The 18796-nt window shown below is 72.8% G+C and carries 19 protein-coding genes; 5 read left to right on the top strand and 14 right to left on the bottom strand.

All coding sequences use genetic code 11. The annotated features are described in order from the left end of the window. Nucleotides 1–6: 6 nt before the first annotated feature. Nucleotides 7–408: a PPOX class F420-dependent oxidoreductase gene (locus MOV08_RS04845; RefSeq protein ID WP_039629768.1), complete on the top strand. Its 402-nt coding sequence runs from the start codon at nucleotides 7–9 to the stop codon at nucleotides 406–408. A 454-nt stretch (nucleotides 409–862) separates the two neighbouring features. Here the strand turns inward: MOV08_RS04845 and MOV08_RS04840 are convergent, their stop codons facing one another. The 7 genes from MOV08_RS04840 to MOV08_RS04810 form a co-directional block, all read right to left on the bottom strand. Continuing rightward, nucleotides 863–1075 (bottom strand): hypothetical protein, encoded by a 213-nt coding sequence (locus MOV08_RS04840; RefSeq protein WP_275306451.1) that lies wholly within the window; start codon nucleotides 1073–1075, stop codon nucleotides 863–865. Nucleotides 1076–1279: 204 nt separating this feature from the next. Further along, a complete protein-coding gene (locus MOV08_RS04835) occupies nucleotides 1280–2026 on the bottom strand; it encodes a DUF4142 domain-containing protein (protein WP_275306449.1) in 747 nt (248 codons plus the stop codon). 843 nt (nucleotides 2027–2869) lie between these two features. Then, on the bottom strand, nucleotides 2870–3796 hold the full coding sequence (locus tag MOV08_RS04830; RefSeq protein ID WP_275306447.1) for a tyrosine-protein phosphatase: 927 nt from the start codon (nucleotides 3794–3796) through the stop codon (nucleotides 2870–2872). Between the two features lie 69 nt (nucleotides 3797–3865). Then, a complete protein-coding gene (locus MOV08_RS04825) occupies nucleotides 3866–4852 on the bottom strand; it encodes an NAD(P)H-dependent flavin oxidoreductase (RefSeq protein WP_420834278.1) in 987 nt (328 codons plus the stop codon). Nucleotides 4853–4965: 113 nt separating this feature from the next. Next, complete coding sequence (locus MOV08_RS04820) at nucleotides 4966–5694, bottom strand: CoA-transferase subunit beta (RefSeq protein ID WP_275306444.1); 729 nt, start codon at nucleotides 5692–5694, stop codon at nucleotides 4966–4968. Further along, complete coding sequence (locus tag MOV08_RS04815; RefSeq protein WP_275306443.1) at nucleotides 5691–6530, bottom strand: CoA transferase subunit A; 840 nt, start codon at nucleotides 6528–6530, stop codon at nucleotides 5691–5693. The genes MOV08_RS04820 and MOV08_RS04815 overlap by 4 nt, the downstream gene beginning before the upstream one ends. Beyond that, nucleotides 6527–7294: an enoyl-CoA hydratase family protein gene (locus MOV08_RS04810; protein WP_275306442.1), complete on the bottom strand. Its 768-nt coding sequence runs from the start codon at nucleotides 7292–7294 to the stop codon at nucleotides 6527–6529. Before MOV08_RS04810 ends, MOV08_RS04815 begins: the two co-directional genes overlap by 4 nt. Nucleotides 7295–7374: 80 nt before the next feature. Here MOV08_RS04810 and MOV08_RS04805 point away from each other — a divergent pair, with 80 nt between their 5' ends. Both MOV08_RS04805 and MOV08_RS04800 read left to right on the top strand, forming a co-directional pair. Further along, on the top strand, nucleotides 7375–8163 hold the full coding sequence (locus tag MOV08_RS04805; protein ID WP_275306441.1) for an SDR family oxidoreductase: 789 nt from the start codon (nucleotides 7375–7377) through the stop codon (nucleotides 8161–8163). Nucleotide 8164: 1 nt separating this feature from the next. Then, nucleotides 8165–9085 (top strand): SDR family oxidoreductase, encoded by a 921-nt coding sequence (locus MOV08_RS04800; protein WP_275306440.1) that lies wholly within the window; start codon nucleotides 8165–8167, stop codon nucleotides 9083–9085. A gap of 523 nt (nucleotides 9086–9608) precedes the next feature. Here MOV08_RS04800 and MOV08_RS04795 read toward each other — a convergent pair. Both MOV08_RS04795 and MOV08_RS04790 read right to left on the bottom strand, forming a co-directional pair. Further along, complete coding sequence (locus MOV08_RS04795; RefSeq protein WP_275306439.1) at nucleotides 9609–10130, bottom strand: cupin domain-containing protein; 522 nt, start codon at nucleotides 10128–10130, stop codon at nucleotides 9609–9611. A gap of 62 nt (nucleotides 10131–10192) precedes the next feature. Then, on the bottom strand, nucleotides 10193–10429 hold the full coding sequence (locus tag MOV08_RS04790) for a hypothetical protein (protein ID WP_039629752.1): 237 nt from the start codon (nucleotides 10427–10429) through the stop codon (nucleotides 10193–10195). A gap of 159 nt (nucleotides 10430–10588) precedes the next feature. Here MOV08_RS04790 and MOV08_RS04785 point away from each other — a divergent pair, with 159 nt between their 5' ends. Beyond that, nucleotides 10589–11521, top strand: a complete 933-nt coding sequence (locus tag MOV08_RS04785) for a DMT family transporter (protein WP_275306438.1) — start codon at nucleotides 10589–10591, stop codon at nucleotides 11519–11521. A gap of 12 nt (nucleotides 11522–11533) precedes the next feature. Here MOV08_RS04785 and MOV08_RS04780 read toward each other — a convergent pair whose 3' ends face one another. The 5 genes from MOV08_RS04780 to MOV08_RS04760 form a co-directional block, all read right to left on the bottom strand. Further along, on the bottom strand, nucleotides 11534–12556 hold the full coding sequence (locus MOV08_RS04780) for a TolB family protein (protein ID WP_275306437.1): 1023 nt from the start codon (nucleotides 12554–12556) through the stop codon (nucleotides 11534–11536). After that, nucleotides 12553–13890, bottom strand: a complete 1338-nt coding sequence (locus MOV08_RS04775) for an MFS transporter (protein WP_275306436.1) — start codon at nucleotides 13888–13890, stop codon at nucleotides 12553–12555. The genes MOV08_RS04780 and MOV08_RS04775 overlap by 4 nt, the downstream gene beginning before the upstream one ends. Before the next feature lie 6 nt (nucleotides 13891–13896). Beyond that, entirely contained in the window at nucleotides 13897–14790 is an 894-nt protein-coding gene (locus tag MOV08_RS04770; RefSeq protein ID WP_039629744.1) for an alkaline phosphatase family protein, read from the bottom strand. A 203-nt stretch (nucleotides 14791–14993) separates the two neighbouring features. Next, entirely contained in the window at nucleotides 14994–15953 is a 960-nt protein-coding gene (locus MOV08_RS04765) for a trypsin-like serine peptidase (RefSeq protein ID WP_039629742.1), read from the bottom strand. A gap of 116 nt (nucleotides 15954–16069) precedes the next feature. Then, nucleotides 16070–17233 (bottom strand): CaiB/BaiF CoA transferase family protein, encoded by a 1164-nt coding sequence (locus MOV08_RS04760; RefSeq protein ID WP_275306435.1) that lies wholly within the window; start codon nucleotides 17231–17233, stop codon nucleotides 16070–16072. Between the two features lie 129 nt (nucleotides 17234–17362). Between MOV08_RS04760 and MOV08_RS04755 the strand changes: the two genes are divergently transcribed. Continuing rightward, entirely contained in the window at nucleotides 17363–18781 is a 1419-nt protein-coding gene (locus MOV08_RS04755) for a tetratricopeptide repeat protein (protein WP_275306434.1), read from the top strand. Nucleotides 18782–18796 lie beyond the last annotated feature (15 nt).

Raw genomic sequence — 18796 nt, 5'->3', positions numbered from 1 at the left:
AACCGCGTGCCCGTATCCCTCGGCGATGACCTGGTGGCGCTGCTGCGCCGTCCCAGTATCTGTTACATCGCCACGACCATGCCCAATGGCTCGCCTCAGCTGACCCAGACATGGGTCGACACCGATGGCGAGCACGTCCTGATCAACAGTGTCGAGACGCATCAGAAGACCCGGAACATCGCACGTGACCCACGGGTGGCCGTCACGGTCTCCGATCCTTCGGACCCGACCTCCTACGTCCAGATCCGGGGTCGTGTGGTGCGTGTCACCACCGAGGGGGCGGTCGAACACATCGAGGCGCTCGCGCAGAAGTATCTTGGCGGGCCCTACCCCTGGTTCGGCGGCCGCGACGAAGTCCGGGTGATCTATGTGATCCGGCCCGAACGGATCAGCAGCCCCCGCGGCTGATCAGCGATGCCAGGTGTCCCGCCCGGGGACGCTGATCGCTCTGCGCCACTGCTGATTCCCCATGTGGTTGCCGACGCCCGGGAATTGACAACGGCTTGGGGAATCAGCAGTCCAGGGGACTGACGCCCGGAGACGCAGCCGCTGGGGGGGCGCGGATCCGTCTCCTCGCCCGCGACTGGCGACTCAGCCGGCCCGCTCATGCCCCCGCGGCCCGGCCCCCGAGGTGTGGGGGCGAAATTCCCGTGTGGCGGCTTGCGGCCATGCGAGCGCATCGGTTGCTTCAGTGTCCAGTGGCTACCGTGCTCCATCGCCGCTGGCCGTAGGGATGGGTCAGCGTTTGACGCGACTGCGGACGGCCGGGACGGCAAGGCCGAGGAGGACGGGCTCGAGCAGCGGGAGGTCATCTCGGTGTAGGTGCCGGTAGTGGTGAGCCCCTGGCCAAAGGAGCGGAAGATCACCGAGTTGAACACCGCGCGCAGGGCTTCCTCGAACCGCTCGGTTCGGTAGTGAGGTGTTCGGTCCACGAGCCGGAGGGGTAGTGCGGGGCGGGGGTGTCGGTGGCGAGGGTGATCTTCTCCCCGGCTGCGACCTGTTGGCCGGTGGTGATCGGCTTCGGGGCATCAGCAGGCAGGCCCCGCAGCACCATCACCGCGATCGTGGCAGCCATGGGCACCCCCAGCCAAGCCGGCGCGCGGACTGGCGCGCAGCCCATATCCCGACGTGGCCGAGTGGGCGGTCAGCAGTGCGCGCTCCCTATGGGCGGCGGATCGCTCCCTCACCCCTCACACGGGCGGCGTGCGGCGTCCTAGCCGCAGAGCGGCGGCATGCGCTGCTGCCGCCGCTCTCTGACTGCCATCTCCGGTGCCGGCGGTTAGGTTCGGGTGTCTGTCGCTCCCTTGACGGTGTGGCAGATTCCACCGTTGACCGCCTGGAGGTGCTTTGCCACTGTGGGCCGGGCGGCTCGGGCGGTCGCGCGGATCTTGGAGTCCTTGCCGGAGGACACTTCTTTGTCGATCAGCGCGAGGGCTTGCCGGTGGCTCGTGTCCTGGCCCTGCAGCCACACCGGCTTGTAGTCCGGCCTACCGTGCAGGGACTTCAGCATGGTGAGCTGTTTCTGCTGGGTGGCTGCCGCCGTGGAGGGCAGGGTGACGCCCTTGCTGCGGGCCAGCGCCATGACCTGCGCGTCGAACTTGGTGTGGTCGCGCACGAACATGTCCGCTGTCTGTTTCACACAGGTGCTGGTGGTGTGCTTCTGGGCATCCTTGGCGGTGGCGATCTCGGCGAGATTGCCTTGGTGGATCATCTTGAGGAAGGTGGCGTCGGGTCCGGCGACCGGGGCTGCCGCCGTGGCCGGAACGGTGAGTCCGGCCATGGCGAGCACAATGGTTGCGACGACTGTGCCGCGCGGGCGGTTCATTCGCATGGTGTCCTCCACGTGTCCGTGGAACCGGATGATGAGCCGGCCGACGAGCCCGGGCGCCCCGTGCAGCGGACGCGTCGGACCTGCCGTCTCCCGGGCCATGCTGACTGCCTTTGCCATCCGCTCGCTTTCCGAGCCGCCCGACGGAAGTGACGCATCCGCCGGGGAATCCGGGCCTGGCCTGAGCAAGGTGACCACGTACGGTCGCACGATCACGTACGCCCAAACGGGTGAAGAGGGGGTGCCGCCATCATGAAGCCCCTGGTCCGCACCGGTCCGCAGAAGTCGCGTGTGCGGCTGTGAGCCGGACCGAGCGCTACGGAGGCGAGCCGTCTGCCACGCTGAGCACCGGCGCCGTCGCGCACCCCGACGCGGCGGGGCCTTCTACTGCGCGCCGGCGCCCCGGTCGTGCGGCTGCCCGCCGCGTCATTCAACCCAGTGCGGGTCATCGATGACGGTCTCTGGGTCTTCAATCCCGGCTCAGTGCAAGGTCTCTAGCGACTCAACTGTTGTTGATGTAGGGCCACTTGTAGTTTCCGTGCAAGCGCGTTGTATTGCGGCCGGGCCGGCGGATCGCCTCCCGGTACAACTGGCCGGAGGGACGTGCCGGGCGGGCTGAGGAGTCACGTGACCATGTATTCCAGGACGGCCGCTGCTGCGGCCGTCACCCTCATCGGCCTGGCCACCCTTCCCCCTGCCGCGGCGAACGCTGCCGACAGTCCCCGAGCCATCGGCTCCGTTCGGAACCTCTCGGCGGCATCACTCCTATCCGAGAAGGTCACAACCAAGAAGGAATGTAAGGCTGAGGGGGGCAAGCGGATGTCCAAACAACTCATTTTCAAGGGCAAAAAGGTCTACGCGCGCTACATCTGCAAGAGCCGTGGGAAGCTGAACGGATACACGGTCTACGACCCGCCATTGCCTGGTCATCCGGCTACCCCAGGACCCGTCGACGGCACGACACTCAACACCCTAAACGCCTCTGACGGTACGTCACCTGGTCGCCGCCGGCGGGCCAGGGGTCCGGCGCCCGGGACCGGATCAGTGCAGCAGCTGTGCGCGGATGCGGGCCGCCGTGTGGGCGTCCACGCCGAGTCCGGCGCTGAGGTAGCGGGGGATGCCGCCGTAGTCCCGTTGCAGCCGGGTAAGCCCGGCCGCGAGATAGCCGGTGCGCACCTCCTGGAGGGGGATCAGCAGGTCCGGGTTCTGCATCAGCCCGGCCTGCTTGAGCTGCGCGCGGACCGCGGCGTCGGCGTCGCGGCGCAGGGCGTTGGAGAGCAGGTAGTCCCGCAGGGCGGTGGTGTGCGGGACGCCGAGCAGGCGCAGCAGGAGGTAGCTCAGCCAGCCGGTGCGGTCCTTGCCCGAGGTGCAGTGGTACAGCAGCGGCAACCGGTCGCCGTCGGCGATCCGGGTGAGCAGGGCGCCGAAGGCGGCGCGGTCGGCGGCGTTGGTGACGAACGTCGGGTACATGGCGCGCATCAGGGCCTCCGCCTTGCCGTCGCCCAGCCGGCGCTGCTGTTCGACCGGGTCCTTGGTGGCGATGGCCGCCTGCATGGCGGCGAACAGCCCGGTGTCGTCGACCGGCAGCGACGTCACCGCCAGGCCGGTCGGCAGCCGGTCCGCGCCGTCGAACGAGATCTCCGAGGTCACCCGCATGTCGATGACGGTGCGCAGTCCGAGGCGGCCCAGCGCGGTGACGTCCGCCGGGGTCAGCTTGGCGAGCGCGTCGGAGCGGAACAGTCGGCCGGAGCGCAGCTGCCGGCCGTCCTCGGTGCGATAGCCGCCCAGATCACGGCAGTTGACCGCGCCGTGCAGCGGGACGTGGCGGTCGGGCGGTGGGGCGCTCCGCCGGGCGGGCGGCGCGGTGGCGGCGTCGGCGGGGGCTCCGCAGCCGCCGGCGGTCAGGCCGCCGAGGGTGAGCGCGGAGCCGAAGAGCAGGGTGGTGACGCGTCGTCGGGAGGGGAACACGCGGCAGCTCCTGAGGGGGAGGGGAGGGACCCGGGTGCGGTCCGGTGCCGGTCCGCACCCGGGGCGGGGTCAGCGGGGCAGGCCCGCCAGCGTCCGGTGCGCCTCGGTCATGATCCGGTCGACCAGTTCGGCGCACGACGGAAGATCCTCGATCACCCCGGCGACCTGCCCGGAGGCCATCACGCCGAGGTCGGTGCGGCCGTCCACCATCGACGCCTTCAGCAGCATCGGGGTGTTGGCCGCCAGCAGGACCTGACTCCACGTCAAGTCCTTGCCGTGCTTCATCGCCAGCCCGTCACGGACCATCTGGGCCCAACTCAGGCCGGACAGCTTGCGGAACGAGGCGGCGTGCCGCACCGCCTTGAGCAGCGCCGACGTCCGCCCGGACCGCTCCAGCGCCCGGACCAGCTCGCTGCGCAGCATCCGGTGCGGCAGCCCGTCCACCTTGGTGGTCACGGTGACGTCGGTGACCGCCGCCGCCAGGTAGTGGTCCTGGACGGCAGGCGGCACGGTGCTGTCCGAGGTCAGCAGGAAGCGGGTGCCCATGGCGATCCCGGCGGCCCCGTAGGCGAGCGCGGCGACCAGGCCGCGGCCGTCGAAGAAACCGCCCGCGGCGATCACCGGGATGTCCACCGCGTCCACGACCTGGGGGAGCAGCACGGTGGTGGCGACGCTCCCGGTGTGGCCGCCGCCCTCGCCGCCCTGGACGACGACCGCGTCGGCGCCCCAGGCCGCGACCTTCTCGGCGTGCCGGCGGGCCCCGATGGACGGGATGACCACCACCCCGGCGTCCTTGAGCCGGGCGATCAGCTCCCGCGAGGGCGCCAGCGCGAAGGAGGCGACCCGTACGCCCTCGTCCACGATGATCCGCACGCGCTCGGCCGCGTCGCCGGCGTCGGCCCGCAGATTGACCCCGAACGGCCGGTCCGTACGGGACCTGACCTCGCGGACCGCCGACCGCAACTGGTCCGGGGTCATGGTGGCGGAGGCCAGGATGCCCAGCGCGCCGGCGTTGGCCGCGGCGGACACCAGGCGGGGGCCGGCCACCCAGCCCATGCCGGTCTGCACGAGCGGATGCCGCACCCCGGTCAGCTCGGTCAGCGCAGTGGCGACGACCGGGGGTTCCTCGACGGTCGGGGGGTGGCCGGTGGCCGACGCGGCGTCGGCGCTCATGCCGGCACCTCGCGGTCCCGGAGCCCCTGCGGATCGATCACCTCGCGGATCAACCGCAGTTCCTCGGCGGTGGGTTCACGGGTGCAGGGGACCTCGTCGGCGTGCGCCAGCGGGAAACCGGTGGCGTCCTGCACCTCCTCGGCGGTGACGCCCGGGTGCAGCGAGACCAGCCGCATGGTGTGGTCCGGGGTGGCGAAGTCGAAGACGCCGAGGTCGCTGACCACCCGGGGGATGCGGTGGTAGCGGGTGGCGGAGGGTCCGGCGGCGGCCGCGCTGTCGTAACCGACGCCGCAGACCATGTCGACCTTCTCGACGAAGACCCGTCGGGAGTGCTTGGGGACCCAGTAACTCGTCGGGTTGTTCAGGGTGTTGACCGGTGCGCCGCGGACGCCGAGGAGCTGTCGGGCCGGTCGCTCCCAGTCGCCGATGCAGGAGATGTTCTGGTTGCCGAACCGGTCGAGCTGACTGGCGCCCATCATCACGTGCCGCCTGCCGCCGGTGACCATGGCCAGGTGCTGGCGGTAGGGCAGCCAGCCCTCGGCCCGCCCGTCGAGGCCGACCAGCAGCGCCTCACCGTCGGTGAGCAGCAGGTCGGGGGAGAAGGTGCGCTTGGCGAGCCGGGCGCCGATAGCGGGTACGGTGCCCATCGGGCTGGCGAGCACCTCGCCGTTGTCGCGCCAGGCGTCGGCGCAGGCGAGCACGCAGTATTCGGCGCGACTGGTCATGCGTTCTCCTCGTGCCAGGTCTGGACGGCCGACTGGTAGCTCTTCTCGTCCCCGTGCAGGAACCGCGCGGCGAACTCCGGCCAGGGCGTGGTCGCGTAGAGCTTCTGGAACGCCTCGTCGCGGTCGTAGTCCGGGACGCAGGAGGTGAAGTGCGCGCCGTGCGGCGTCGCCACGACGCCGGTGACCGCATGGCGCTTGATGAGCAGGGACTGCGGCGCGGCGGTGCCGAAGTCGGCCACCAGTTCCTCGCACGAGACGTACGCGCTGTCCGCCGCCTCGCAGAACAGGTCGTCGAAGTACGGGTCGGGGCCCAGGTACTGGCCGTTGCCGAGCCGGTCGGCGCGGTTGACGTGGACCAGCGCGGCGTCCATCCGCAGCGCCGGCATCGCGACGAAGCTCTCCCCGTCCTCGTACGGCGAGGTGACCGTCTTCAGCTCGGGGTTGACCCGCATCACGTCCGAGCCGAGCCCGGCCCGGACGGGAAGGAACGGCAGCCGGTTGGCGGCCGCCTGCAACCCCCACATGAACATGGCCTCGTCGACCTCGCTCAGCTCGAACGCGCCCGCCTGGCGGGCCGCCCGGAAGTGCGGCTCCAGGGGGATCGAGTCGAGGGTGACGAACGCGGTGACCAGCCTGCGGATCTTCCCGGCGGCGGCCAGCAGCCCCACGTCCGGTCCGCCGTAGGAGACCACGGTCAGGTCGGTGACGTCGGAGCGGAGCAGTGCCCGCACCAGCGCCATCGGTTTGCGGCGGGAGCCCCAGCCGCCGATGCCCAGGGTCATCCCGCTGCGCAGCCGCGCGACGACGTCCTCGGGGGTCATGGTCTTGTCGGTCACGCCCGGACCTCCTCGTTCTCCGTGCCGAAGGTGTCGCGTACCCGGTCCGCCACCCCGCTGAGGTTGGCCTCGAAGGTGAAGCCCTGCTCGAAGCGGTAACTGCGGCGCACGTCGACCGGGTCGATGCCGTTGATGGCGGCCTTGGCGAGCCGGAGGAGGTAGCCGTCCTTCCGGGCGATCTCCCGTGCCAACTCCTGTGCCACATCGGCCAGTTCGTCACGCGGTACGACCTGCCAGACCGAGCCGTGCGCATGCAGTTCCCGCGCGGTGGCGGTCCGTGAGGTGTAGTACAGCGCCCGCATCAGGTGCTGGGGGACCAGTCGGGCGAGGTGGGTGGCGGCTCCGAGTGCGCCCCGGTCCAGCTCCGGGAGGCCGAAGGTGGCGTCGTCGCTGGCCACGATCGCGTCGGCGTTGCCCACCAGGCCGATCCCGCCGCCCAGGCAGAAGCCGTGCACGGCGGCGACCACCGGCACCTCGCACTCGTAGACCGCGGCGAACGCCTCGGCGCAGCCGCGGTTGGCGTCGATCAGCGCCCGGTGGCCGCCGGCTGCGGTGTCCCGCTGCATCTCCTTGATGTCGACGCCGGCGTTGAACCCGCGGCCCTCGGCGGTGAGCACCACGCAGCGGACGTCGGGGTCGCGGCCCGCGGCCCGTACGGCGTCGGCGAGGTCGTACCAGCCCTGTACGGGGAGGGCGTTGACCGGGGGGAAGTCCACGGTGACGACCGCGACGCCGCGGTCGGGTGCGGAGGTGGAGACACCCATGAGGAGATCAGCTACCTTTCCACCAAGCGTTTGTTAGGTAGCGAAGTTAGCAGCGGATCGCCCGCCGCGGGAGGTACCAGTTGTCCCTGAACCTCGATCTGACCGGACGGGTCGCCGTCGTCACCGGCGGCACCCGGGGCGTCGGCGCCGGCATCGCCCGCGCCTTCCTCCAGGCCGGCGCGGCGGTCGTCGTCTGCGCCCGGCGACCGCCGGACGCCCCGATCGCCGCGGACGGCCGCACCGCCCGCTTCCGCCCCGTCGACCTGCGCGAACCGGACGACGCCCGGGAACTCCTCCAGGCCGTCGCGGCCGAACACGGGCGCCTGGACTGCCTGGTCAACAACGCCGGCGGCACCCCCTACCGGCTGCTCGGCGAGACCACCGCGGAGCGCCACGCCCGGGTCGTCGAGCTCAACCTGGTCGCCCCGATGACCGCCTCGCTCGCCGCGTACGAAGTGATGCGCGGCCAACCGGACGGCGGCTCGGTGATCATGATCGGCAGCGTCAGCGGCACCCGCCCCTCGCCCGGCACCGCCGCCTACGGCGCCGCCAAGGCGGGCCTGGACAACCTCGCCCGCTCGATGGCCGTCGAATGGGCGCCGCACGTCCGGGTCAACACCCTCGTCCTCGGCATGGTGCGGACCGAACTCTCCGCACTGCACTACGGGGACGAGGACGGCATCGCCGCGGTCGGCGCGACCGTGCCGCTCGGCCGGCTCGCCGAACCCGCCGAGATCGGCGACGCCTGCGTCTTCCTCGCCTCCGGCCGCGCCGGCTATGTCAGCGGCGCCAGCCTGCTCGTCCACGGCGGCGGCGAACGCCCCGCCTTCCTCGACGCCGCCACCGTCAACCACCCCAAGGAGTCATGAGATGACCGGAATCTGCACCGGACGCGTCGCCGCCGTCACCGGGGCCGGCCGGGGCCTGGGCCGCGCCCACGCCCTCGCGCTGGCCGCCGAGGGAGCCGCCGTCGTGGTCAACGACCTCGGGGTGGCGGCCGACGGCGCCGGCACCTCCTCCGGCCCCGCCCAACAGGTCGTCGAGGAGATCCGGGCGCGCGGCGGCCGGGCCGTGGCACACACCGACGACATCACCACCGACGACGGCGCCCGCTCCCTCGTCGCCACCGCCCTGGACACCTTTGGCCGCCTGGACGCCCTGGTGAACAACGCCGGCTTCCTGCGCGACCGGATGCTGGTCAACCTCGACGAGGACGACTGGGACGCGGTGATGCGGGTCCACCTCAAAGGCCACTTCCTGCCCCTCAAACACGCCGCCGCACACTGGCGGGCCGAGGCCAAGGCCGGACGGACACCCGACGCCCGGGTTGTCAACACCAGCTCCGGCGCCGGGCTGCTGGGCAGCGTCGGCCAGGGCAACTACTCCGCCGCCAAGGCCGGCATCCTCGGCCTGACCCTCGTCGCCGCCGCCGAACTGGCCCGCTACGGCGTCCAGGTCAACGCCCTCGCCCCGGCGGCCCGCACCCGGATGACCGAGCAGACCTTCGCCGAGACGATGGCAACCCCCACGGACGGCGTCTTCGACGCCATGGCCCCCGAGAACGTCTCCCCACTGGTCGTCTGGCTGTCCTCCGCCGACAGCACCGGCGTCACCGGCCGGGTCTTCGAGGCCGAGGGCGGCCGCATCACGGTCATGGAGGGCTGGCGACCGGGGCCCACCATCGACCGAGGGGCCCGTTGGGCCCCCTCCGACGTGGGAGCGGCCACCCGCGAACTCCTCGCGGCGGCGGAGGTGGCGTTGCCGGTGTATGGCTCGCGGCTGTCCGCCTGACGGCGGGGTGTTGCGTGCCGCTGCGCGGGGCGGGTCCGCTGCGCGGGGCGTTTCGGGTGCGGTGCGGGTCCGCTGCGCGGGGCTGTTGGGTGCGGTGCCGGGTCTGCGGGGCAGGGGTTGTCCGGACTGCTGCGCTTTACGTCCGGTCAACCCCTGCCCCGCAGACCCGTCCCCTCCCGTGGGTGGTCATGGAAAGGGTGGGTGGGGGTGTCTGTTGGTGGGTTCCTGCGGGGTTCGTTGTGGAGTGGTGGCCGTCAGTGGACCACCGGCATCGGCGCCCGCGTGCCTGTCTTTCCCACCCACAACGGGAGGGGACGGGTCGGAGGGGGTGGTGTGCAGGACGTAAAGCGCAGCAGTCCTGCACACCACCCCCGCAGGCCCGTCACCGCACCCGACAGCCCCGCGCAGCGGACCGGCCCCGCGCAGCGGAATCGCAAGACCCCGCCGCCAGGCGGGCCCGGCGCCGCAGGCGCAAAAACGCGAACCCCTACGGCGGGGGAGCCGATAACGTGGGAGGCCCACGTCAAAGCGTTGGGAGGTTCACGACGATCGCCTCCTGCGTGCTGCGGGCGATCACCACCACGGCCTCCTCGTCGGGGTGGGGATTTTCCTCGCGGTGGGGCACGTAGGGCGGGACGAAGATGTAGTCGCCGGGGGCGGTCCGGAGGCGGACCTCCTCTCGGGTGTCGTCGGCGAAGACGAATTCCGGGTGTCCCTTGACGACGTAGATCGCGGTTTCCGAGGCGCCGTGGTGGTGGTTGGCGGACGCGGTCGCGGGGGCGACGTGGGTCTGGCCCATCCAGAGGCGTTCCGAGCCGACCCGTTGGCCGCTGATCGCGGCGAAGCGTCGCATTCCGCCGGTCTGTGCGGTGTCGCCGTCCAGCGCGTCGGCGCGGATGTGGTGCAGGCGGTTCCGCAGGGGCCGGCGGTCGTCCTCGGGGGCGGGGTCGGGGAGGTGGGGATGGAATGCGTCGCCGGGGGCGGCGGAGCCGCGGGGCGCAGGGGTGGGGGACGCGTCGTGGGGCGTCGGGTCGTGTGGCGGCATGGCGATCCTTTCCCTCTCGGGCCGTGGGCCGGTGTCGTGCGGGCCCGCCGGTCGGCTGGATGTCAGCCGATCGCCACATGCTCCCATCGGGGCATCGTGCGCCGGTCCGTCAGTGCGCCCGGTGGTCCTTCCGCCGTCACCGGCCATGGCATCAGTACCGGCGAGGGCCGGCCGGGTGCGACCGTGCGTCGGGCCGAGCCGCCGGGGCTCGGGCCGGCGTGGGGGGCGGAGGTGCAGCCGGCGGCGGCGAGGGAGGCGGCGGCCAGCGCGGTGGCGAGGAGGGGAGCGATGCGGCGCACGGTCTCACCGTGCGGGAGGGTCGCCGGGTGGCCAAGCGACGCGCCGAGGTGTCACGCGGACGAACGACAGGGGCGGACCCTCCTGTACGAGCGCGCGGGGCGGTCCGGGTGGGCTGCGGTTAGCGTCGGGTGGACGTCGGGCGAGGGAAAGGTGGGTGCGTGGCCATCTGGACGGCCGTCCTGTTCGCGGTGCTCGCGGCGGCGTGCAATGCGCTGTCCACGGTGTTGCAGCGCCGCGCGGCGCGCACCGTACCGGTCGCGGGGCGGCTGCGGCTGGGCCTGATCGCCGACCTGTTGCATCGCGCGGCGTGGCTCGCGGGGATGTTGATGGTGCTGCCGGCCGCCTGCTTCCAGGCGCTGGCGCTGCTGTTCGGGCCGCTGTCGGTGGTTCAGCCGATCTTCGTGTTGGAACTCCCGTTGGCGTTGCTCATCGGCCGGGTGCTGTTGGGCGGACCGGTGCCGGTGCGGATCTCCCGGCGCGGCTGGGCGGGTGTGGGACTGCTGGTCGTCGGGCTGGGCACGGCGCTGGCCGCCGCCGCGCCCACGGCCGGGCGCGACCACGCCCCGCTGAGCCGCTGGGTGCCGGCCCTGATCGCCTGCGGCTCGGTGATCTTCGTGACGGTCGGCGCGGGACTGCGGCGCGGGGCCGGCAGCTTCCGCGCCGCCTGCTTCGGCGCGGCGACCGCGGTCGGCTACGCGCTGACCGCCGCGCTGCTCAAGGACGCCACCCACGCCTGGGCGAGCGGCGGTCCGGCCCGGTTCTTCACGTCCTGGCAGAGCTACGGCTTCGCGCTGACCGGCGTCCTGGCGCTGTTCATGATGGAGAACGCCATGCAGTCCGGCCCGTTGACCGCCTCGCAGCCGGTGCTCACCGTCGGCGACGCGCTGGTCAGTCTCTCCCTGGGGGTCACGCTCTTCGACGAACGGGTCCGCGCCGGGTGGTGGCTGCTCCCCGAAGCGCTGGGCGTGGGCCTCGTCCTGTGGGGCGCGGTGCTGATGTCCCAGGTCTCGCTCGCCCGCGACCTGGCGACCGGTCAGTCCGGCGAACCGCTGCCCCGGGCCCCGCGCGGGCGGCCCGGGCGCGGTGGCTAGCCGGTCCTTCCGTCAGCCGGCGTACGCGGGCGCGACCGCCGAGGTCATCATCCGCCGGGCGGTGCCCGAGCCGTCGGCCGGGACCGTCCACAGGTCCGAGCCGTAGTCGCCGGGCAGCGCGTAGACCAGGGTGTCGTCGCCGGACCAGAGCGCCTGGTCGTCGATGTTGCGGTGCTCGGCGGTGGCGGTCTCCTTCATGGTGGCGAGGTTCAGCACGTAGAGCCGCCAGGGGGCGTCCGGGGAGGCGCCGGGGACCCGCTTCTTGTACGCGATGCGGGTGCCGTCGGGGGAGAGCGAAGGGCATTCGACGTTGCCGTGCAGGGTGGTCAGGGTGCGGGCGGTGCGGTCGCCGCGGACGAGGTAGGTCCGGCCACCGGTGGCGAGGGTGGCGTAGAAGCGGGTGTCGTCGGCGAAGGTGACGCCCCAGATGTTGATGTCGGAGGCGTGGTACGGGCGGCCGTCCTTGGTGACCGCGTACTGCTCCAGGTTGTCGTCGAGCGCCCAGGTGCGGGTGTCGGCGATGGCCGTGCGGGTGGAGAAGGCGGTGCCCGCGTACGAGTCCCCGCTGACGAAGACCGTCCAGGCGATGAGGTGGCCGGAGGGGGAGACCCGGGACCGGGTCGGGATGCCGGGCGCCGGGAAGCGGTGCCGTATCCGCAGGTGGGCGTCGAGCACCACCGCCTGGTAGGTGTCCGCCAGCGCGCCGCGCTCGGCCTGGAGGCAGATCCCGGTGCCGGCGGCGGCGTGGAAGCGCAGGCACTTCACGCCGGAGGCGGTGCGCGGCCCGTCGGGGTGCCCGGCCGGCACCGTGGCGATCTCGTCGCGGTGCGGGCCCCAGGCCAGGTTGCGCACCAGCAACTGCCGTTCCCCGGGCGGGTGGAGCACGACGTCGCCGGTGCGGACGGTGGGGCCGTCCGCCTGCTGTTGGTCGCGGACGGCGGACCGGTCGGCGGCCCGCAGCACCGCCGCGGTGCCGACCGTCCCCAGCAGCACCACCGCGAACAGCAGCACGGCCAGGCGGGTCCTACGGTTCATCGGGGTGCTCCTTCGGGGGTACGGCGGTCGTCGTGGTCGGCGTCGCCGGGGTCGCGGTCCGTGCCCGACGGGTCGCCGGTCCGCAGCAGTCGCGCGGCGCACAGCGCGGCGGCGGCGAGCGCGACGGCCGCGACCGCCAGTGCGTCCCGCCCGTCCCACAGGCTCCAGGCTGCGCCGAACGCCAGCGAGCAGACGAAGCGGGCCAGTGCCTGGCCGGTGCCCACCAGGGCCTGTCCGGCGCCCAGATGCTCCGTCGGGACCACGCCCGCGGTGGCGGCGGCCAGCACCCCGTCGGTGGCCGCGTAGAAGGCCCCGTGCAGGACGAGCACGGTGCCCACGGCGACCGGGCCGCGCAGCGGGGAGAGCACCAGTGCGTACGCGAGGAGCAGGACGGCGTGCCCGGCCAGGAAGAGCCGGCGGCGCCCGATCCGGTCGGCGAGCGCGCCCAGCGGCACGGCGAGCAGCAGGAAGACCGCGGCGGTGCCCAGTGGCAGCAGCGGGAACAGGTCGGCGGGCACGCCCAGTTCGCGCTGGAGGAGGAGGTAGAGGAAGGCGTCGCTGACGGTGGTGAGGCCGAGCAGTGTGGCGCACAGCGTCAGCCGGCGCAGTCCGGGGCGGCGCAGCAGGGCCAGCGAGTCGCGCAGTGCGGGCCGGGCGGGCGCGGGTCCGGACGCCGGGTGCCCGGTGTCGAGTCGGGCCGGGACGAAGAGCACCAGCACCAGCACGCCCAGCGCCGCCACGCACGCGCTCACCGTGAACACCGCGTCGTAGCCGTCGACCGCGACCCGCAGCACCGCGAACGCCGTCAGCGGTCCGAGGAGCGCGCCGGCGGTGTCCATGGCGCGGTGCACGCCGAACGCCCGGCCGCGGTGCTCGGGCCGGGTGGCCAGCGAGATCATCGCGTCCCGGGGCGCGGTGCGCAGTCCCTTGCCGGCGCGGTCCGCGGCCAGCACGGAGCTGATCGCCGGCAGTCCGTGGGCGAGCAGCAGCAGCGGCTTGCACACCGCCGACAGGCCATAGCCGATCCCGGCCACCACCTTGTGCCGGCGCCCGCCGCCGTCCGCCAGATGTCCGCCGGCGAGCCGGACCAGGGCGCCCACGCCGTTGTTGATGCCGTCCAACAGGCCGAAGCCGAGCGGCGACAGCCCGAGCGCGGTGACCACGTACAGCGGCAGCACCGCGGTGATCATCTCCGCGGAGACGTCGGTGATCAGGCTGACCGCGCCGAGTGCGAGCACCGTGCCGGGCACCGCGGGCCGCCGCCCCGGGCGGGTGCTGCCCGGGGCGGCGGTGGGGGTGCGCGTGGTGCTGTTGCGGGAGTCCGCGAGGTACACGGGCCGTTAGTTCCAGATGCCGGTGACGTCGGACGCCGATGCGGCGTTGCCGGCGTGGGTGCTCAGGCCGGCCAGGTCCTCCAGCGTGCGCAGGACGTTGTAGTGGTTGTACGTGGTGCTGCTGGAGCTGCCGGGTGCCACGTGCGCGCCGTAGAACAGCGTCGGGATGCGGTTGCCGGACAGCCGGTTGTCCTCGTCGAAGGTGACGGCCAGCATGCTGTTGTGGGTCTTGGCCCACTCCGCGTAGCCGCTCAGATTGTCCTTGATCCAGGTGTCACCGGTGCCCACCGAGCAGTCGTGCATGTCGTTGCACAGGTCGGGGATGACGAAGGAGACCTTCGGCAGGGTGCTGTAGTCGGACGGGAACTGGTCCATCGTCTTGGCGGTGTCGGTCGGCACGTTGGAGAAGCCGAACCACGGGTTGTGCTTCTGCGCGTAGTCGCCGCTGCTGCAGGTGGTCGAACCCTGGCTCGGCAGCCCCTCGTTGTAGCTCGCCCAGGTCTGGCCGGCGGCGAGCAGCTCGGAGGCGAGGTTGGGCGCGGACATCGAACCGACCGGCACGCAACTGTCGTCCGTGCGGCCCTGGTTGGAGCCCGAGAGGAGCATGTAGTAGTTCGGCTCGCTGGGGTGGGTGAGGGCGAACGACTGGGTGAGGTTGGCGCCGCCGGCCTTGAGGGAGTTCAGGTAGGGCGCGCTGGAGCTGCCGACCACCTGCCCGTAGGCGTGGTTCTCCAGCATCACCACGACCACGTGGTCGGGCGAGGGGAGCCCGGCGGTCTGCGCGGTCGCGGTGGCGCCGGTGGCGGCCCACAGGCCGACCGAGGCGGCGGCGAGGGCCGCCGCGCCGGCCAGCGCGGTGAGGGAACGCCGGGTGCGCTTGCGCGCCTTGACTGCGGTCATGACTGTCCTCCGGACAGAAGTGACGAGCGTATGGGGGGAAGGAGCGCGGTAACCCTAGAAGCCACCGGATGGACTCGGCCGCGTCCACCGGATGAAGAACAGACGAACGAATGACCTCTATGGTCGAACGATGATGACCGTGAACCGGCCATCGGCACAGGGGAATTCAGGCCACCCGGTGGTCCCGTGTACGCCCGGTCGCGTCAGGTCGCGGTGCGCGGCGCCGCCGGGGTGTCGCCCCGCACGGCGTGCAGGTACAGCATCGCCATGTCGAGGGTGAAGTACGCGCTGTAGGAGATGTCCGGGGTGTCCCCGCCGGTGTGGTAGCCGCCGATCACCCCGATCACGGCGTAGCCGCGGAAGTCCCGTACCAGGAACGGCCCCCCGGAGGTGCCGCCGATGTAGCCGGCGCAGGGGATCTCCAGGAAGTCCCCCGGCGCGGCCGGGTCGGTGCTGGTGTAGCGGTGCGTGGACGAGGAGCAGTCCAGCGGTTCGGGGTAGTGGGCGTCGCTGCTGCCGGGGTAGCCGATGAGCCGGACGTCGGAGTGGTCGTACCCGGGGTAGGGGAGGAGGTCGAAGCCGCCGGTCACCTGCTGGACCCGGGAGCCGTCCTCGCGGGGGCCGACCCGCACGAGCGCGTAGTCCCAGCGGGCGCCGGCGTCCGTCCCGAGGTCGTAGTAGCGCTGGTCGAGGTAGATCCGCTCGACGGGGTAGATGCCGTGCGGCTTGAGCCCGTCGTGGTACTGCGGCACGAAGGACAGGTACTTCTTCGGGTCGGGGGAGCGCAGGCAGTGTCCCGCGGTGATGACGAGGTCGCGATGCGGGCTGCGGATCACCGTCCCGCCGCAGAACCGGCCGGTGTTGCTGCCGTCCGTCCAGAAGAACGTGCCCACCTGGGGCAGGCCCGCGAAGGGGTGGCTGGGCGGGATCGGCGTGGTGGCGGCACGGGTCCGGGGGGCTTCGGGCCCCTTGTCCACCACGGGTTCGGCGGCCTCCATGCGCCGTGCGCTCCAGTACGCGTCGACGGTGGAGGCCGGGTCTCCGGGCGCGCCGGCGGCGTGCGCGGGCGGTGCGGGTACCGCGAGGAGTGCCAGGACCAGCACCAGCAGGGCGGCCAGCGGCGCGGGGACGGGACGGCCGCGGGCGGCGAGGGGTCTGCCCATGGACGGGTTCCTTTCGGAGGGAGGGTGGGCCCGGCCGTCGACTCCCGGACGACGGGAACCTGGCGACGGGGCCGGGGACATGGTCGTACGACGGGCGGCGGCTGGCCAGAGGGCCGTCACCGCTCGCCTTCCGTTTCCCGTTCCGTGGCGTCGAGTTCCGCCAGAATGCGCGTCCGGTCCTCGTCCAGGGCCGGGATCCGGTCCATCCGGGGTTCCCGGCCGGCGACGGTGACCGGCGGCAGCAGCGCGTCCAGCGGGCCGACGGGGGAGTCCACGGTCCGCCAGCGGTCCCGGGCGGCGAGCTGCGGGTGCGCGGTGAACTCCGCGACGTCCCGCAGCCGTGCGTGGGCGATCCGGGCGCCGGCCAGCCGCCGTTCGATCTCCTCGGCCGCCAGTTGGACGAAGCACGCCTCGATCCGCTCCCGCAGCGCCTCCCGGTGGGCGACCCGGGCGGAGTTCCGGTCGAACCGGGGATCGGCCGCCAGTCCAGGGAGTTCCAGCACCTCGGTGCAGAACGCCGTCCACTCCCGCTCGTTCTGGACGCCGAGGAAGACGCGGGTGCCGTCCGCCGCGGGGTAGGGCCCGTAGGGGGCGATGGCGGCGTGCTCGGCGCCGGAGCGGGGCGGGGTGGTGCCGCCGTAGCGGGTGAAGTAGGCCGGGTAGCCCATCCATTCGCCCAGCGCCTCCAGCATCGAGACCTCGAAGGCGCCGCCCCGGCCGGTGCGTTCGCGCTCGTAGAGGGCGGTCAGGATGCCGCTGTAGGCGTACATTCCGGCGGCGATGTCGGCCACCGGGATCCCGATCTTGGCCGGTTCTCGCTCCGTGCCGGTCAGCGACATCGCCCCGGCCTCGCACTGCACCAACAGGTCGTACGCCTTGGCGTGGGCGTACGGGCCGCCGGTGCCGTAGCCGGAGATGCCGCACACCACGAGCCGCGGGTGGGCCGCGAGCAGCGTCGCGGCGTCCAGGCCCAGCCGTTCGGCGGCCCCCGGCGCGAGGTTCTGCACGAAGACGTCGGCCCGGGTGAGCAGCCGGTGCAGCACCGCGGCGTCCTGGGGGCTCTTCACGTCGAGCGCGAGGGACTCCTTGTTGCGGTTGAGCCAGACGAAGTGGCTGGACATCCCGCGCACCGTCTCGTCGTAGCCGCGGGCGAAGTCGCCCGTGCCGGGGCGCTCCACCTTGATGACCCGGGCGCCCACGTCGGCGAGTTGGCGGGTGGCGAAGGGGGCCGCGACCGCCTGTTCGAGCGCGACCACGGTGATGCCGTCCAGCGGGAGCATAAGCGGACCTTTCCAGAAGAGACGGGGCGGAGCGGGGCGAGGGGGGTACCTATGTGCCCGTGGATCCGGACCGACGGACCCACGGATCCGGCAGGATCCTTCGGCACCCACGCACCCGCAGGAGTCACCATGACAGCCGACCGGCACGGGCACGCCATGACCGAGACCGGCACCGAGGCCCTCGGCCACTACGAACGGGCCCTGGACGACCTGCTGTTCTTCCGCCCCGGCGTCGAGGAGCCCGCGCGGGCGGTGCTGACCACCGCGCCCCGCTCCCCGATGGGCCACGCCCTCGCCGCCTATCTGGGCGTGCTGGGCACCGAGGAGCAGCAGGCGGCGGCCGCCCGCGACACCTTCACCGCCTTCCGCACCGGCCTCGACCCCGCCCGTCTCACCCCGCGCGAGCGGATGCACCTGGCCGCCGCGGAGGCGTGGCTGGACGGCGACCTCGGCACCGCCGGACGGATCCTCGGCGAGATCACCGTCGCCCACCCCCGCGACCTGCTGGCCCTCTTCGCCGGCCACCAGCACGACTTCCTCACCGGCGACGCGCTGCGGCTGCGCGACCGGGTCGGCGGCGCCCTGGACTCCTGGGACGACGACGATCCGCACTACGGCCCGCTGCTGGGCATGTACACCTTCGGCCTGGAGGAGAACGGCCACTACGAACACGCCGAGCAGACCGGCCTGGCCGCGCTGGAGCGGCACCCGCAGGACGTCTGGGCCATCCACGGCGTGGCGCACACCTACGAGATGCGCGGTCGCTTCACCGACGGCACCCGCTTCCTGGACGCCCGCACCGACGCCTGGTCCAAGGGCACCCTGCTCACCGTCCACAACTGGTGGCACTACGCCCTGTACGCCCTGGAATCCGGCGACACCGCCCGGGTCCTGGAGATCTACGACGCCGCGCTGCGCCACGACGAGACGCGGGACGTGGTCATGGAACTCATCGACGCCGCCGCCCTGTTGTGGCGCCTGCACCTCGCCGGGCACGAGCTGAGCGCCCGCTGGGCCGCCGTCGCCGACGCCTGGGAGCGCCGCGACGACGGCCCGTACTACGCCTTCAACGACGCCCATGCGGTGATGGCGTACGTCGGTGCCGGCCGCCCGGACCGGGCCGAGCGGCTCGTCCGGGAGCGCGAGGAGTGGCTGGCGCGGACCCCGGCCGGCCCGACGTCCGCCAACCGCACGATGACCGCCGACATCGGCCTGCCCGTCTGCCGGGCCCTGCTCGCCTACGGCCGGGGGGACTTCGCCGGCGCCGCCGATCTGCTGCTGCCGGTCCGCCACCGGCTGAACGACTTCGGCGGCAGCCATGCCCAGCGCGACGCCGTCCAGCGCACCCTGGTCGAGGCCGCGCTCCGGGCCGGCCGCCACGACCTGGCCCGCACGCTGCTCAGCGAGCGCAGTCGGCTCCGCCCGATCTGCCCCTACAACTGGTCGGCCAAGGCCCGGCTGGCGGAGCAGGTGGGCGCACCGGAGGCCGCGGCGGCGGCCCGCGCGCGGGCGACGGCGCAGGCGGCCGGCGCCGCGCACGCCGGGTGAGCCGGGCCGGGCGGG

The sequence above is a fragment of the Streptomyces yunnanensis genome (assembly GCF_029011865.1).
Classification (GTDB): Bacteria; Actinomycetota; Actinomycetes; order Streptomycetales; family Streptomycetaceae; genus Streptomyces; species Streptomyces yunnanensis.
Note: the sequence above shows the minus strand (reverse complement) of the source record. Positions and strands in the feature narration are given on the sequence as shown.